The sequence below is a fragment of the Pseudomonas sp. NPDC077649 genome (assembly GCF_044542855.1).
Classification (GTDB): Bacteria; Pseudomonadota; Gammaproteobacteria; order Pseudomonadales; family Pseudomonadaceae; genus Aquipseudomonas.
Genome location: NZ_JBITVF010000001.1, coordinates 1,426,965 through 1,440,880, shown reverse-complemented (window position 1 = coordinate 1,440,880; position 13,916 = coordinate 1,426,965). Strand labels below are relative to the sequence as shown.

General features: G+C 67.2%; 9 protein-coding genes. 5 read left to right on the top strand and 4 right to left on the bottom strand.

All coding sequences use genetic code 11. The features are described 5' to 3' along the window. The first annotated feature begins 10 nt into the window (after positions 1 to 10). From ACIGFL_RS06605 to ACIGFL_RS06585, 5 genes are read left to right on the top strand one after another with little or no spacing between them, the layout of a single operon-like run. On the top strand, positions 11 to 958 hold the full coding sequence (locus ACIGFL_RS06605; protein WP_397496545.1) for a DUF58 domain-containing protein: 948 nt from the start codon (positions 11 to 13) through the stop codon (positions 956 to 958). Beyond that, the gene (locus ACIGFL_RS06600) at positions 955 to 1,449 is read left to right on the top strand and encodes a DUF4381 domain-containing protein (protein WP_122107372.1); all 495 of its coding nucleotides are present in this window, start codon (positions 955 to 957) and stop codon (positions 1,447 to 1,449) included. The genes ACIGFL_RS06605 and ACIGFL_RS06600 overlap by 4 nt, the downstream gene beginning before the upstream one ends. Further along, positions 1,442 to 2,446: a vWA domain-containing protein gene (locus tag ACIGFL_RS06595; RefSeq protein ID WP_397496544.1), complete on the top strand. Its 1,005-nt coding sequence runs from the start codon at positions 1,442 to 1,444 to the stop codon at positions 2,444 to 2,446. Before ACIGFL_RS06600 ends, ACIGFL_RS06595 begins: the two co-directional genes overlap by 8 nt. Then, complete coding sequence (locus ACIGFL_RS06590) at positions 2,443 to 4,194, top strand: VWA domain-containing protein (RefSeq protein WP_397496543.1); 1,752 nt, start codon at positions 2,443 to 2,445, stop codon at positions 4,192 to 4,194. Before ACIGFL_RS06595 ends, ACIGFL_RS06590 begins: the two co-directional genes overlap by 4 nt. Further along, positions 4,191 to 5,831, top strand: coding sequence for a BatD family protein (locus ACIGFL_RS06585; protein ID WP_397496542.1), 1,641 nt, complete (start codon positions 4,191 to 4,193; stop codon positions 5,829 to 5,831). The genes ACIGFL_RS06590 and ACIGFL_RS06585 overlap by 4 nt, the downstream gene beginning before the upstream one ends. A gap of 353 nt (positions 5,832 to 6,184) precedes the next feature. Here ACIGFL_RS06585 and ACIGFL_RS06580 read toward each other — a convergent pair whose 3' ends face one another. From ACIGFL_RS06580 to ACIGFL_RS06565, 4 genes are all read right to left on the bottom strand, one after another. Next, on the bottom strand, positions 6,185 to 8,539 hold the full coding sequence (locus ACIGFL_RS06580) for an RND family transporter (protein ID WP_397496540.1): 2,355 nt from the start codon (positions 8,537 to 8,539) through the stop codon (positions 6,185 to 6,187). Positions 8,540 to 8,557: 18 nt separating this feature from the next. Beyond that, on the bottom strand, positions 8,558 to 9,652 hold the full coding sequence (locus tag ACIGFL_RS06575) for a WD40/YVTN/BNR-like repeat-containing protein (RefSeq protein ID WP_397496539.1): 1,095 nt from the start codon (positions 9,650 to 9,652) through the stop codon (positions 8,558 to 8,560). A 198-nt stretch (positions 9,653 to 9,850) separates the two neighbouring features. Then, positions 9,851 to 11,221, bottom strand: a complete 1,371-nt coding sequence (locus ACIGFL_RS06570; RefSeq protein ID WP_122107378.1) for a DUF1329 domain-containing protein — start codon at positions 11,219 to 11,221, stop codon at positions 9,851 to 9,853. Between the two features lie 212 nt (positions 11,222 to 11,433). Beyond that, the gene (locus ACIGFL_RS06565; RefSeq protein ID WP_021445932.1) at positions 11,434 to 13,434 is read right to left on the bottom strand and encodes a DUF1302 domain-containing protein; all 2,001 of its coding nucleotides are present in this window, start codon (positions 13,432 to 13,434) and stop codon (positions 11,434 to 11,436) included. Between the last annotated feature and the right edge of the window lie 482 nt (positions 13,435 to 13,916).

Below are 13,916 nucleotides of genomic sequence, written 5' to 3'. Positions count from 1 at the left end.
CCCCTAGACCATGTCCAGCCCCGCCGGCGCCAATGCCATCCACCTCGATCTCGCCGAGCTGATCGAGATGCGCCATCGCGTGCATGAGGTGCCGCTGTTCTCCACCCCGGCGCGGCGCAGCCCGCTGATCGGCCTGCACCACTCCAAGCTGCGCGGGCGCGGCGTCGACTTCGACCAGGTGCGCGTCTACCAGGCCGGCGACGACGTGCGCAACATCGACTGGCGCGTCACCGCGCGCACCCAGGAACCGCACACCAAGCTGTTCCACGAGGAGCGCGAGCGGCCCATCTTCATCCTCGCCGAACAGAGCCAGCGGCTGTTCTTCGGCTCTGGGCAGTGCTTCAAGTCGGTGCTCGCCGCCCGCGCCGCGGCGCTGGTCGGCTGGGCCGCGCTGGCGCACAACGACCGCATCGGCGGCCTGGTGTTCGCCGACACCGAGCACCACGAGGTCAAGCCGCGGCGCAGCAAGCAGAGCCTGCTGCAACTGCTCAACCTGCTGGCCCGCGCCAACCAGGCGCTGGGCCCCGACGCTCCGCCCGGCGCCGCGCGCGACACGCTCGGCCTGGCCCTGCGCCGCGCCCGCGAGGTGCTGCGCCCCGGCAGCCTGGTCATAGTGCTGTGCGACGAGCGCGCGCTGAACGACAACGCCGAGCAGCAGCTGACCCTGCTCGCCCGCCACACCGACCTGCTGCTGCTGCCGCTGTCCGACCCGCTCGACCACGCCCTGCCGGCCGCCGGCCTGCTGCGCTTCACCCAGGGCGGCGCGCAGCTGGAGCTCGACACCCATAACGGCGACCTGCGCCAGGCCTATCGCGCCCAGGCGCAGGCCCGCGAGGCGCGCTGGCAACGCCTGGCGCAGAAGCTCGGCGTGCCGCTGCTGCCGCTGAGCACCCAGGTCGAGCTGATCGAACAGCTGCAGGAACTGCTCAGCGCCCTGCGCCCGAGGAAGGCGCCATGAATCCGCTCGACCAGCTGCAGCCCTTGATCGACCCGCCACCGGTGCCCTGGTGGCCGCCGGCGCCCGGCTGGTGGCTGCTGGCCGTGCTGCTGCCGCTGGCCGGCTGGGGCCTGTGGCGCCTGCTGCGGCGCTGGCGCGTCCGCCGCCGCCAGGTGCGCGCCGAGGCGCCGCTGGAGCCGCTGCGCCAGGCCGCCCTGGCGGAGCTGGCGCAACTGCGCAAACCCTACGACGGCGCCCCGGCCGGGCCCTGGCTGCAGCAGCTCAACGCCCTGCTCAAGCGCCTGTGCCGCGAACGCTATCCGGACAGCCACAGCCACGTGCTGAGCAGTCGCGCCTGGCTGGCCTTCCTCGACAACCGCTGCCCGGCCGCCGGCCTGACCCGCTGGATGGTGCTGGTCGAGGGCGCCTACAAACCGCAGTGCACGCTCAGCGACAAGGCCATCGACGAGCTCGAGCAGGCCGTCGCCACCTGGATTCGCAAGCATGTTTGAGTTCGCCTGGCCCTGGGTCTTCGCCCTCGCCCCACTGCCCTGGCTGCTGCGCCGGCTGCTGCCGGCCGCCGACAGCGGCGACGCGGCGCTGCGCGTGACCTTTCTCGACGAGCTGCAGGCGCTCAGCGGCCGCCGCGCCCGCGCCGGCCTGCCGAGCTGGCGCCAGCAGGCGCCGCTGGCCCTGCTCTGGCTCCTGTTGCTGTGCGCCGCGGCCCGCCCGCAATGGGTCGGCGAGCCGCTGCCGCTGCCGGCCAGCGGCCGCGACCTGCTGCTGGCGGTGGATGTCTCCGGCTCCATGGATTATGCCGACATGCTCTGGGACGACGAGCCGATCAGCCGCCTGGAACTGGTCAAGCGCCTGCTCGGCGACTTCATCGAGGACCGCCGCGGTGATCGGGTCGGCCTCATCCTGTTCGGCAGCCAGGCCTACCTGCAGGCGCCGCTGACCTTCGACCGCCACACGGTGCGTACCTGGCTGGACGAGGCGCTGATCGGCATCGCCGGCAAGAACACCGCCATCGGCGACGCCATCGGCCTGGCCGTCAAGCGCCTGCGCCAGCGCCCGGCGCAGAGCCGCGTGCTGGTGCTGATCACCGATGGCGCCAACAACGGCGGCGAGATCGAACCGCTGACCGCCGCACAACTGGCCGCCGAGGAAGGCGTGCGCATCTACACCATCGGCATCGGCGCCGATCCGCAGCAAAGCGGCGTGCTCGGTGCGCTCGGCTTCAGCACCCTCGACCTGGACGAAACCAGCCTGCGCGCCATCGCCGACGCCACCGGCGGCGAGTACTTCCGCGCACGCAGCCAGGCCGAGCTGAGCCAGATCGAGCTGACCCTGGACCGTCTCGAACCGGTCGCCCAGCAACCCACCCTGGCCCGCCCGGCCCAGGCGCTGTACGCCTGGCCGCTGGCCCTGGCACTGCTCGGCAGCCTGCTGCTGGCCAGCCGCACGCTCTGGCCGGACCTGCCGCAACGCCTGCGGAGGCGCGCATGAGCCTGCTCTGGCCACAATGGCTGCGCCCGCTGTGGCTGCTGCTGGTGCCGCTGCTGGTCTGGCTGCTGTGGCGCCTGTGGCACCGCGAGCGGCAGAGCGGACGCTGGCAACTGCTGCTGCCGGCCGCCTTCCATCAGACGCTGCTGGCGGGCGGCAACGGCCGCGGCAGCCGGTTGCCCTGGCTGGCCCTCGGCCTGGCCTGGCTGCTGGCCGTGCTGGCGCTGCTCGGGCCGAGCTGGCAGCGCGTCGAGCAGAGCAACCAGAAACCGGCCGACCCGCTGCTGGTGCTGCTCGAACTGACGCCGCAGATGCTCGCCGCGGACGGCCCGCCGAACCGCCTGGAACAGGCCCGGCGCAAGCTGCTCGACCTGCTCGAAGCCCGGCGCGACGCGCAGACCGCGATCATCGTCTACGCCGGCAGCGCGCACAGCCTGGTGCCGCTGTCCGACGACCTGGCCACCAGCCGCAACCTGCTCGAAGCGCTCAAGCCCTCGCTGATGCCCGAACCGGGCCGGCGCGCCGACCTGGCCGTGGCGCGCGGCCTGCAGTTGCTCGAGCAGGCGCAACTGGGCCAGGGCCGCCTGCTGCTGATCACCAGCGCCCTCGACGAGCAGGAACGCAGCGGCATCCGCCAGGCGCTGGAACGCCGTGCCACACCGCTGCTGATCCTCGGCATCGGCAGCCGCGAAGGCGCGCCGGTGGTGCAGGAGGACGGCAGCTTCCTCAAGGACGAGCGCGGCGCCATCCTCATCCCGCGTCTGGATGCGCCCGGCCTGCGCGAGGTCGCCGAGGCCCACGGCGGCCGCTACGCCCAGGCCCGCCTCGACGACGACGACCTGCGCCGCCTCGGCCTGCTCGATGGCCCGCAGGCGCTGCGCGCCGCCGGCGAGCCGACCCAGCTCGAGGCGCGGATCGACCAGGGCTACTGGCTGCTGCTGCCGCTGCTGCTGCTGGCCGCCTGCGCCGGGCGGCGCGGCTGGCTGTTCTGTCTGCCCCTGCTGCTGATGCTGCCGCCGCAGACCAGCCAGGCCATGACGATCGACGACCTGTGGCTGCGCCCGGACCAGCAGGGCCAGCGCCTGCTCCAGGCGCAGCGCCCGGCCGAGGCGGCGCAACGCTTCGCCGATCCGCAGTGGCAGGGCAAGGCGCTGTACGAGGCCGGCGACTACGCCGCCGCCGCCGAGCGCTTCGCCCAGGGCGACGGCGCCGCCGACCACTACAACCGCGGCAACGCCCTGGCCAAGGGCGGCGAACTGGAGGCGGCGCTGGACGCCTACGAGCAGGCGCTGGAACGCCAGCCAGAGCTGAGCGCGGCGCAGCACAACAAGGCCCTGATCGAGGAGGCGCTGGAGCGCCAGGCGCAGCAGCAGTCCGGCGACAGCGCGCAAGCGCCACCGCCGAGCCAGGAGGCGGACAGCGGCGAGCCCAACGAGGCCCCGGCCGGCCAGGCTGCCGAGCCGCCGCCGAGCCAACCGGCGCAAGCGAACCGCCCGGACGAAGCGGGCGACAACGGCGAGCCGCAGCCGAGCGAGAGTGACGACAACGCCGCCTCGACAGCGCCGGGCGACGAAGCAGCGGCGGATACCGGCACCGCCGAAGGCCCGCTGGCGGAAGAACAGCTGGGCTCGGCCGACGAGCGCCAGCAAGCGCTGGAACAATGGCTGCGACAGATTCCGGACGACCCGGCCGAGCTGTTGCGGCGAAAATTCTGGTACGAACAGCAACAACGTCAGGAACCCTCCCGATGAAGCGTCTAGCCACGCTGCTCCTTCTCCTGCTGGCCGGCCAGGCCAGCGCCGAGGCCTTCTTCGCCAGCGTCGACCGCACCCGCCTGAACGAAGGCGAGACCGTGGTACTGACCCTCGAGTCCACCGACCCGACCCGTTTCGGCCGGCCGGACCTGAGCCCGCTGGACGAGCACTTCGAAATCCTCGGCAGTCGCCAGGTCAACCGCCTGAGCAACCTCGGCGACACGCCGCGCGCTGCCACACGCTGGATCCTCACCCTGCAACCCAAACACAGCGGCGAGGTGGTGATCCCCCCGATCCGCCTGGAAGATGCCGAAACCCTGCCCATCACCCTGCAGGTGCAGGCGACCGGCGAGCCGGGCAACGGCGAGAAGCTGGCGCCGGTGTTCATCGACGCCAGCCTGGATCAGGACAGCGTCTACGTGCAGGCCCAGGCCGTGCTGACCCTGCGCATCTACCACTCGGTGTCGATGTACGACGACAGCAGCCTGACCCCGCTGCAGATGCAGGATGCGCGCATCGAGCAACTGGGCGAGCCGCGCACCTACGAGAAGACCATCGGCGGCGTGCGCCACGGCGTGATCGAGCTGCAGTACGCCATCTACCCGCAGCGCAGCGGCGAGCTGAGCATCCCCGGTCAGGTGTTCAGCGCCACCCTGGTCGACCGCTCGCGCGGCGACGACTTCCTGCCCTTCGGCCCGCGCGCCGGCAAGGTGTCGCGGGTCAAATCACCGGACATCCCGCTGCAGGTCAAAGCCAAGCCGGCCGAGTACCCGGCCGACGCCCCCTGGCTGCCGGCACGCGCCCTGGGCCTGGCGGAAACCTGGAACCCGCAGCCGGGACAGAGCCGGGTCGGCGAGTCGCTGACCCGCCGCCTGATCCTCAAGGTCGATGGCCTGTCCAGCGCCCAGCTGCCGCCACTGCCCGCCACCCAGGTCGACGGCCTGCGCCGTTATCCGGATCAGCCGCAGCTCAGCGACCAGCGCAGCGAAACCGGCATCATCGGCAGTCGCGAAGACCGCGAGGCGCTGGTGCCGAGCCGCAGCGGCAGCTTCGAGCTGCCGGCGCTGGAGGTGCAGTGGTGGAACACCCAGACCGACAGCCTGGAACGCACCGCCCTGCCCGCGCGCACCCTGCAGGTGGCGGAAAACCCGCAGCTGCACAGCGACGAGCCGGCCAGCCCCAGCGTGGTGACCACGCAGGGGCTCGAAGGCCCGCCGCTGTGGCCCTGGCAGCTGGCCTGCGCCCTGCTCGCCGGCACCAGCCTGCTCGGTTTCGGCCTGTGGTGGCACGCCCGGCGCCAGCCGGCGATCCAACGCGCCGCGCAAAGCGGCCCGAGCCCGCGCACCCTGCTCGACGACCTCAAGCGCGCCTGCCTGGCCGGCGACGCCCAGACCACCCGCCACGCCCTCGACGCCTGGGCGCGCCAGCAGCCGGAAACCCTGGCCGACATGGCGGCGCGCTACGTGCCGCTGTCCGACGCCCTCGACGGCCTCAACGGCGCGCTGTACAGCGAGACCGGCCAGCAGTGGCAGGGCGAGGAATTGTGGAAAGCGATCCGCAACCTGCCGGCCGCCCAGCAACCGAGCGCCGCCACGCAGGAAAGCAGCGCGCTGCCGCCGCTCTACCCACGCTGACGGCGATATTGCGGGTGCGCACGGCGCCGCCAGGGTCGATCGCAGGCAGGCTTGGGTAGGGTGCGCCGCGCGCACCGGCTATCGGGCATTTATCCGCTGTAGCCGTCCACCCCTGATCGGCAGCCGTTGTCGGTAATTCGCCAACGCAGGGCGTACCCCCCGTATCCATCGGAACTGGCTGCCGGCGAAGGCCCCGGATTTCATCCGGGCTACCGGCGCCAGCGCGTGCCTTCGCCAGCGCCCCCCGGTTGACGGACGAGCCTGGCGGCCTATCCGCCCTGCGCGCGGCGCACCCCAGCGCCATAAAAAAACCGCGACCCAAGGGCCGCGGTTCTTTTGCTACAGGTCAGGCATCAGCCCTTGGCGCGCAGCTTCTCCGGGTTGATCAGGAAGCGGGCCAGGGCCGGCAGCAGCCAGATCGCGCCGATCATGTTCCAGAGGAACATGAAGGTCAGCATCAGGCCCATGTCGGCCTGGAACTTGATCGCCGAGAAGATCCAGGTCGCCACGCCGATGGCCAGGCACACGCCGGTGAACAGCACCGCCTTGCCGGTGGACTTGAGGGTCTCGTAGTAGGCGTCCTGCAGCGACAGGCCCTGACGCAGGTAGGTCTCCATGCGGCTGTAGATGTAGATGCCGTAGTCCACGCCGATGCCCACGCCGAGGGCGATCACCGGCAGGGTGGCGACCTTGACGCCGATGCCCATCCAGGCCATCAGCGCGTTGCCGAGGATCGAGGTCAGCACCAGCGGCAGGATCACGCACAGGGTCGCGGCCAGCGAACGGAAGGTCAGCAGGCACATGATGCTCACCGCCGCGTAGACCGCGATCAGCATGGTGGTCTCGGACGCGGCGATCACCTCGTTGGTGGCCGCCTCGATACCGGCGTTACCGGCCGCCAGCACCACCTGCAGCTCGTCGCTGCTGTGCTGCTTGGCGAACGCCTCGGCGGCGGCCACGGCACGCGACAGGGTCTCGGCCTTGTGGTCCTCGAGGAACACCAGCACCGGCGCCACCGAGCAGTCGGCGTTGTACAGGCCTTCGGCACGGGCGATCGAGTTGTTCAGCACGTCCTGGTTGCGCGACAGGGTTTCCCATTTCAGGTTGCCCTCGTTCATGCCCTTGATCACCTGCTTGGACACGGTGACCATGGAGATGGCCGATTGCACGCCCTGGGTGTTCTCCATCTGCCACATCAGCTCGTCCATGGCGGCCAGGGCCGGATAGGTGGAGCAGCCTTCGGTGGCAGTCTTGATCATCACCACCAGCACGTCGGAGCTGGTCGAGTAGTTGCGGATGACGAAGTCGTTGTCCAGGTTGTAGCGCGAGTCCGGATGCAGTTCCGGGGCGCCCTGATCGAGGTCGCCGATCTTCAGGTTCTGCCCGTACCAGACGCCGCCGGCCAAGGCCACCACGGCGACCACCACGGAGATCGGCGCCACCATCGGGTGGGCGAAGTTGGAGATGGCACGCCACAGCGGATGGTCCTTGGCTGCCTCTTCGCGGCTGATCTTCACCGCCTTCTTGCTGATGCCGATGTAGGAAATCATTACCGGCAGCAGGATCAGGTTGGTCAGGATGATCACCGCCACGCCCATCGAGGCACCGATGGCCAGTTCGCGGATCACGCCGATGTCGATCAGCAGCAGAGTGACGAAGCCCACGGCGTCGGACAGCAGCGCCACCAGGCCGGGGATGAACAGCTGACGGAAGGCCATGCGCGCGGCGGACAGGGCGTCGGTCGCCTCACCCGAGGCCATGGCGATGCCATTGATCTTCTGCACCCCGTGGGAGATGCCGATGGCGAATACCAGGAACGGCACCAGCATCGAATAGGGGTCGAGACCGAAGCCCAGGGTATGCAACAGGCCGAGCTGCCAGACCACCGCGATCAGCGTGGTGATGACCACCGCCAGGGTGCTCTTGAAGCAGTGGGTGAACCACAGCAGCAGGACGAAGGTGATGCCGATCGCCACGGCGAAGAACAGCGCCACGCCGAACAGGCCGTCGATCAGGTCGCCGACCTTCTTGGCGAAGCCGATGATGTGCACCTTAACGTCGGGGTTCTGCGCCTGGTATTTCTCGCGAATCTTCTCTTCCAGCTCGTGGGAGAACTTCTGGTAGTCCAAGGACACCAGCTTGCTCTGGTCGTTGGGGTCCGGGTAGGACTCCAGCAGCGGCACGTCGATGATGCTCGACTTGAAGTTGTTCGCCACCAGGCGGCCGATCTGTCCGGACTTGAGGATGTTGCTGCGCAGGTCCTCCAGGCTTTCCACGGAACCGTCGTAGGTCTGCGGAATCACCTCGCCGCCGGCGAAGCCTTCCTCGGTCACTTCGGTCCAGCGCACGCTGGGGCTCCACAGCGACTTGAGGCCGGAACGATCGACGCCGGGGATGTAGAACACCTCGTCGTGGATCTGCCGCAGGGTCTCCATGTATTCCTTGCTGAAGATGTCGCCCTCGGTGGCTTCCACCGAGATGCGCACCGTATTGCCCAGGTTGGCCAGGTCGTTACGGTGCTCGAGCATCTTCTGGATATAGGGGTGACCCAGCGGAATCATCTTCTCGAAGCTGGTCTGCGGGCGTACCTGGGCGGCCTGGTAGAACAGGAACAGGCTGATCAGCAGGCAGATCAGGATCACCGCCGGGCGATTGTTGAAAATCAGCCGCTCGAGGAAAGAGGCAGGCGTTTGTTGATGCTTGGTCATGCAAAGGCTCCCGGCTTGTTATTGTTGGCCCAGATCGGCGCCAGTCGCGGCGGCGAGGTGAACGCCGCCCTGCCCCACCAGGATCAGGTTGCCGTTATCCAGTGCAGTTACCCCGGCCAGCGAGATGCGGTCGGGACGGTTGATCAGGCTGAAACTCTGCCCGTGGTCGGTGCTGCGCAGCACGGTGCCGCCATGGCCGACCACGGCGATGCTGCCGTCGGCCAGCAGGGTGCCATCGGCCAGGCCGAACTCCAGCGGGCCGTTGTTCGGCGTGTTGATGACGATCTGCTGCCAGCTGTCGCCGAAATCGGTGGAGCGGAACAGGTGGCCGCGCAGGCCGTAGGCCAGCAGGGTGCCGGCCTGGTCGGTGCCGAGCACGCCGAACAGCGAGCCATCGTAGGGCTGCTCCTCGATGCGTTCCCAGGTCTGTCCCCAATCGGCGGAACGGAACATCTGACCGAGTTCGCCGACGACGAACAGCCCCGCATCCTTCACCGAGGTGATGGCATTGAGGTGATAGGCATCTTCGTTGTCGAGGCGGTCGCTGACGTCTTCCCAGTTCTGCCCGCCGTCGCTGGTTTCCAGCAGCGCGCCGTAGGCGCCGATGGCGTAGCCGGTTTGCAGGTCCTTGAACCAGATGTCCAGCAGCGGCGCTTCGCGCTCGAGGTCTTCGAACTGCTTGATCCAGCTCAGGCCGCCGTCACTGGTGGCGAGGATCTGCGCGTCGTGGCCAACGGCCCAGCCATGCTGCGCATCGACGAAGAACAGCGAGGTGAGCATCTGCCGGCTGGGCACCTTGGCCTGCGTCCAGCTCTGTCCCTGGTCGTCGGAATAAAGGATATGGCCGCGGTCGCCGACGGCGACCAGGCGCTTGCCGGTGTTGACCACATCGAGCAGCAGGCTGTGCACCGCCTGGGGCGACTCGATGGCATAGCCGGCCTCTGCGGCTGCCGAGGTTTCGGCCTGCAGCGGCGCGGCGGCGAAGCTCAACACGGACAGCACACTGCACAGCGAGAGCGCTTTGGCCAGCGGCGAATGGACACGGAGCGCCGGTTTGCGCGCCAGGATGGACGCCAGACCGGACTGGGTGCGCCGCATGACGGGCTCACTCATATACCTTCCCCCTTATTGTTATAGGCGGTACTGCCTTATTAGCAGGCCGCTCATCCTAGCGAGCTTCGGAAAGCCCTGACAATCGGCGCGACGTTATGTTTTGTTAAGGCCGCAGCCGCTTGAGCACGGCCCATTCGCCGAGCTGATACGAAAAGGCCGCTACTACTGTAGCGGCCTTCGCGTGAGACTACACGACTATTAGCGGGTGCCGCGACGACGCAGGGCGGCCGGCTTGAAATAACCGTCGTCCGGAATCGCCTGGCTGAAGTCGATGGTGTTGTTCTCTTCGTTGTCCAGGTTCTGCACGTGGTAGCGACGCGCCTGCAGATCGTGGAACACGTCCAGCGCGGACCAGGTGGTCGGCAGGTCGTAGTAGTTCTTCAGGTAGGCGATGGATACGCGCCACAGCTCGCCGCGACCGTCGTACTGATCCACCACCGCGGCCTGCCAGCTGTCCTCGTCGAGGAACAGGGTGCGCTTGGAATAGATGTGGCGGGCGCCGGACTTCAGCGTGCCTTCCACCACCCAGACGCGGTGCAGCTCGTTGCGGGTCAGCGCCGGGTTGAGGTGGCCGACCTGCAGCAGATCCTTGTACTTCACGTCCGGGCTGGTGACCTGGTAGTTGTTGTAGGGGATGTAGATTTCCTTCTTGCCCACCAGTTTCCAGTCGTAGCGATCCGGCGCACCGTTGAACATGTCGGTGTCGTCGGCGGTACGCAGGCCGTCGGCAGCAGCGATCGGGGTGTCGTAGGCCAGGTTCGGCGCACGCCGCACGCGACGCTGGCCAGCGTTGTAGCCCCAGGCCTGACGCGGCTCCTTGACCTGATCCAGGGTCTCGTGAACCAGGGTGGCGCCACCGGCCAGGCGCGCCGGGCTGGTGGTGAACGACAGGTAGTAGAACATGATGTTGTTCAGATCGGCGAAGGAGCCGTTCTGCATGTAGTACTTGAACATCGCCTCCTGCTGCGAGGTCACCAGCGAGTAGGCGCCGTTGCGCTGCACCGCCACTTCCGAGGCGCGGCGCACGATGTAGGTGCCGCGGTAGCGGGCGATGTGGTTCCACAGCGCCTCGACGCCGTTCTGCGGAATCGGGAACGGGATGCCGCCATAGGCATTGCTGAAGCCGTTACCGCCATCGGCCAGCTTGGCGCTGGTGGCGTTCTTGATGCTGTTGTCGTAGACCCACTGCGGCGCGGAGCCGGAGCGGCGGGTCTGGTACACCGGCATCTGGTAGGTTTCCGGATAGGCCTTGAACATGGCGATCTGACCCGGGGTCAGGTTGGCCTCGTACTGGCTCAGGTTGGCCGCGGTGATGGTGAACAGCGGCTTGTCTTCCGGGAAGGGGTTGACGTGGTGCTGGCCCGAACGGGTGTAACCGGCCGGCGCCTGGGTGATGCCGCCGGTCCAGGCCGGGATGGTGCCGGCGGCGTTGCCGGCCTTCTCGGCGCCGAAGGGGGTCAGGGTATCGCCGAGCTTGGCGGCTTCCTGCGGGGAAACGGCAGCCAGCGCGGTGCCGGCGGAAAACGCCAGTGCAACGGCTACGGCCATCAGCCTGTGCTTGTTCAGCATGGTAATTCTCCGTGAAGAGTCTGGCCGAACGCCCTGCGGCGCCCGGCTGTTTTTCTGGTTATGGGTCTTTAGAGCCTGTTTACGATCTCGCGAGCTAGAGATAAACGGTGGCGAAAACGGCCGAGGAAGCGGAGTTTACGTATGTAAATGAGCATTCCGAGGTCGTTTTCAACGCCGTTTAGCCGACGCGCAGCAGATCGTGGACAGGCTCGTTAGAAGGAGTACTTGACGTTGACGCCGACGTTGTCGCGGTCGCGCGAACCGTTGTTCTGCCCGGCACCGTAGAACTCGGTGTACTGGATCTCGGCTTCCAGGCTGTTCAGGTAGCTGGCGCGCATGCCGACGGTGTAGGCCATACGGCCTTCGACGAAGTTGCCGGTCTGGTGCGAGTTGCCCTCGAAGTCGTGCTTGAACACGGCGAACGGCGACAGGTTGACGCCGGCGTAGACGTCGTTCCAGGTGCCGGACATGACCAGGGTGTAGCCGTAGGCGTTCTTGTTGATCTGGTCGTCGCGGTCATAGCCGGAAACGTAGGAGTTGTTCGGCCGGCCGGCGTAGTAGCGCACGTTGCCCTGGTAATCGACGTACTGCAGGCTGTCGCCGCGCACGTGCTCGGACGCCAGCTCGGCGACGCCGAACAGCGAGTCGAAGCCCAGCGACGGACCGAAGTTGTAGATGGTGCCCAGCGAGGTGTTGAAGGCCTCGACACGGGTGGAGTTGTGGATCTGATCGTCGATATCGACCATCTGACCGCCGATGTTCACCGGGCGGCCGGCAGACAGGTGGGCGGCCTGGCCGAGCAGGTCGCCTAGCAGGTCGTTGGTGGTGGCGATGCCGATCGGCAGGTTCGGCCGGTAGGACAGCTCGCCGAACACCGAGGCCTCGCCGACCGTGGTATTGAAGCTCATGCCGTACATGCGGATATCTTCGGCGTACTCGCGGCGGGCGTTGACCTGGTTGGCCACGTCCACGGCGGCGGCGCCGTTGACCAGGCCCAGCACGGTAGCCGCGGCCGGGTTGCTGGCGGCCTGACTGACCAGATCGTCGTAGCTGGTGGCGCTGACCCCCAGCAGGCTGCCCAGGCTGGCCAGCTGATCGATGTTCAGGCCGGCGTAGGTGGAGTTGATATCGGCGTAGATGGTCGGTTCTTTGGCGTGGTAGTTGACGAAGTAGAAGCCGAACTCGGTGGAGTTGAGCTCTTCGGCGATATAACGGAAGGCGACGCCGAACTGGCCATCGTTCTTGGCATTGATGTCGGAGCCGACGCTGGCCACCTTGATCACGCCGTTGCTGTCCAGATAGTTGGTGCCCTGCAAGCCGCCGAAGTTGGCCGGCAGACCGGCGAAACCGCCATTCACCGCGCCGTTGTAAACGGTCTGGAACAGCGGATTGGACAGTGCATCGACCGTGGTGTAGGCGGTGTTGCCGCCATCGGCGAACAGATCGGTCTCGGAGAAGTAGGTGCCCACCGGGTCGACCGCGGTTTCCTTCCAGTTCCACTGGTAGAAGGCTTCCATCGACAGGTTGTCGGTCAGGCCGAGGTTGAAGCTCAGCGCCTCGACCGGCACCAGCACTTCCTTCACTTCCGAACCGGGCAGGCGGAACTTGGCGGCGTCGACCGGGTTGGTGGTGTTCACCCCGCCGCGGTAGAACAGGCCTTCGCCCCAGTTGAACACCTGCTTGCCGAGACGGCCGGAGACCGGCATATCGCCCACGTCCCAGTTGCCGTAGACATAGGCATCGAGGATCTGCGCATCGCGGCCGGCCTTGTGCCGGGTCTCGTAGGTGAAGCTGTCGTCGCGCGGGAAATTCTGGCTCGGCTGGGCCGGATCGTTGGCGCCGTAGTAGTCGTTGCGCTTGTCCATGATCTGGGTGTCGTAGAACGCGGTGCCGCGCACGAACACGCCGTAGTTCTGATACGAGGCTTCCAGATCGGTGGTGATCTTGAACACTTCGGAAACCAGGCCGGTATCGAAGTTGCGGTTGCCGTCGTTGGTGTTGATGTCGTTGTTGCTCTTGTCCTGGCCCTGCACGCGCCACAGCTGGCCGTAGGACACGGTGGTATCGATGGAACCGGTGATTTCGTTGTCGGCGAAGCTGAACTCCACCGCCTGAACCTGGGCGGCAACCAGCAACGGCAGGACGCCAGCGAACGCGAAGCCGGCGGTGGCCGGGGCAAATCGCAGAACGGGCTTGCGGGACTTAATTTCCATCGAGACTTTACTCCGTGGACAGATCATTCTTTTGGGCGATCCCGCAGGCGGGACGGCGATATGCCGTACTGACGACGGCTTGTTTTGGCTTGCGCCAATGCATTGCAGCGGCCCCTGGCACAGCGGCGTGGGGCCGAATCCCGTCCTGCACTGCAACCATGGTGCCAATTCAAACGAGCGTATCAGCGCAAAGGCGCTAGTTAGACAATCGGCGGTGTTTCCTTCGGTGACTGATCATTCACTGACCAATCTGTCAGCTATTCGCCTGGCCGGTGGCGTCTTTTGTCCTACGATCCGACGCTTTATGCCCCTTGCTAGAGGTCTCGCGTGGGTTTACGCGCAAGCAAGAGCGCCACTCAGTCAAGGGCCAAGACCCTAACTTAAGTGTGCAAATGCATAACAGGCGAAGGGCATATTTCTTTGAGTAACAAAAAAGTGTTACCAGCCAGAGACTGGTAACACTTCTTGTGCAGCAGAACCCG

Bases quoted from the DNA above. Each gene is read 5' to 3' on its own strand.
- ACIGFL_RS06600 (WP_122107372.1), top strand. From the start codon at position 955: ATGAATCCGCTCGACCAGCTGCAGCCCTTGATCGACCCGCCACCGGTG.
- ACIGFL_RS06575 (WP_397496539.1), bottom strand. From the start codon at position 9,652: ATGAGTGAGCCCGTCATGCGGCGCACCCAGTCCGGTCTGGCGTCCATC.
- ACIGFL_RS06590 (WP_397496543.1), top strand. From the start codon at position 2,443: ATGAGCCTGCTCTGGCCACAATGGCTGCGCCCGCTGTGGCTGCTGCTG.
- ACIGFL_RS06595 (WP_397496544.1), top strand. From the start codon at position 1,442: ATGTTTGAGTTCGCCTGGCCCTGGGTCTTCGCCCTCGCCCCACTGCCC.
- ACIGFL_RS06605 (WP_397496545.1), top strand. From the start codon at position 11: ATGTCCAGCCCCGCCGGCGCCAATGCCATCCACCTCGATCTCGCCGAG.
- ACIGFL_RS06570 (WP_122107378.1), bottom strand. From the start codon at position 11,221: ATGCTGAACAAGCACAGGCTGATGGCCGTAGCCGTTGCACTGGCGTTT.
- ACIGFL_RS06580 (WP_397496540.1), bottom strand. From the start codon at position 8,539: ATGACCAAGCATCAACAAACGCCTGCCTCTTTCCTCGAGCGGCTGATT.
- ACIGFL_RS06585 (WP_397496542.1), top strand. From the start codon at position 4,191: ATGAAGCGTCTAGCCACGCTGCTCCTTCTCCTGCTGGCCGGCCAGGCC.
- ACIGFL_RS06565 (WP_021445932.1), bottom strand. From the start codon at position 13,434: ATGGAAATTAAGTCCCGCAAGCCCGTTCTGCGATTTGCCCCGGCCACC.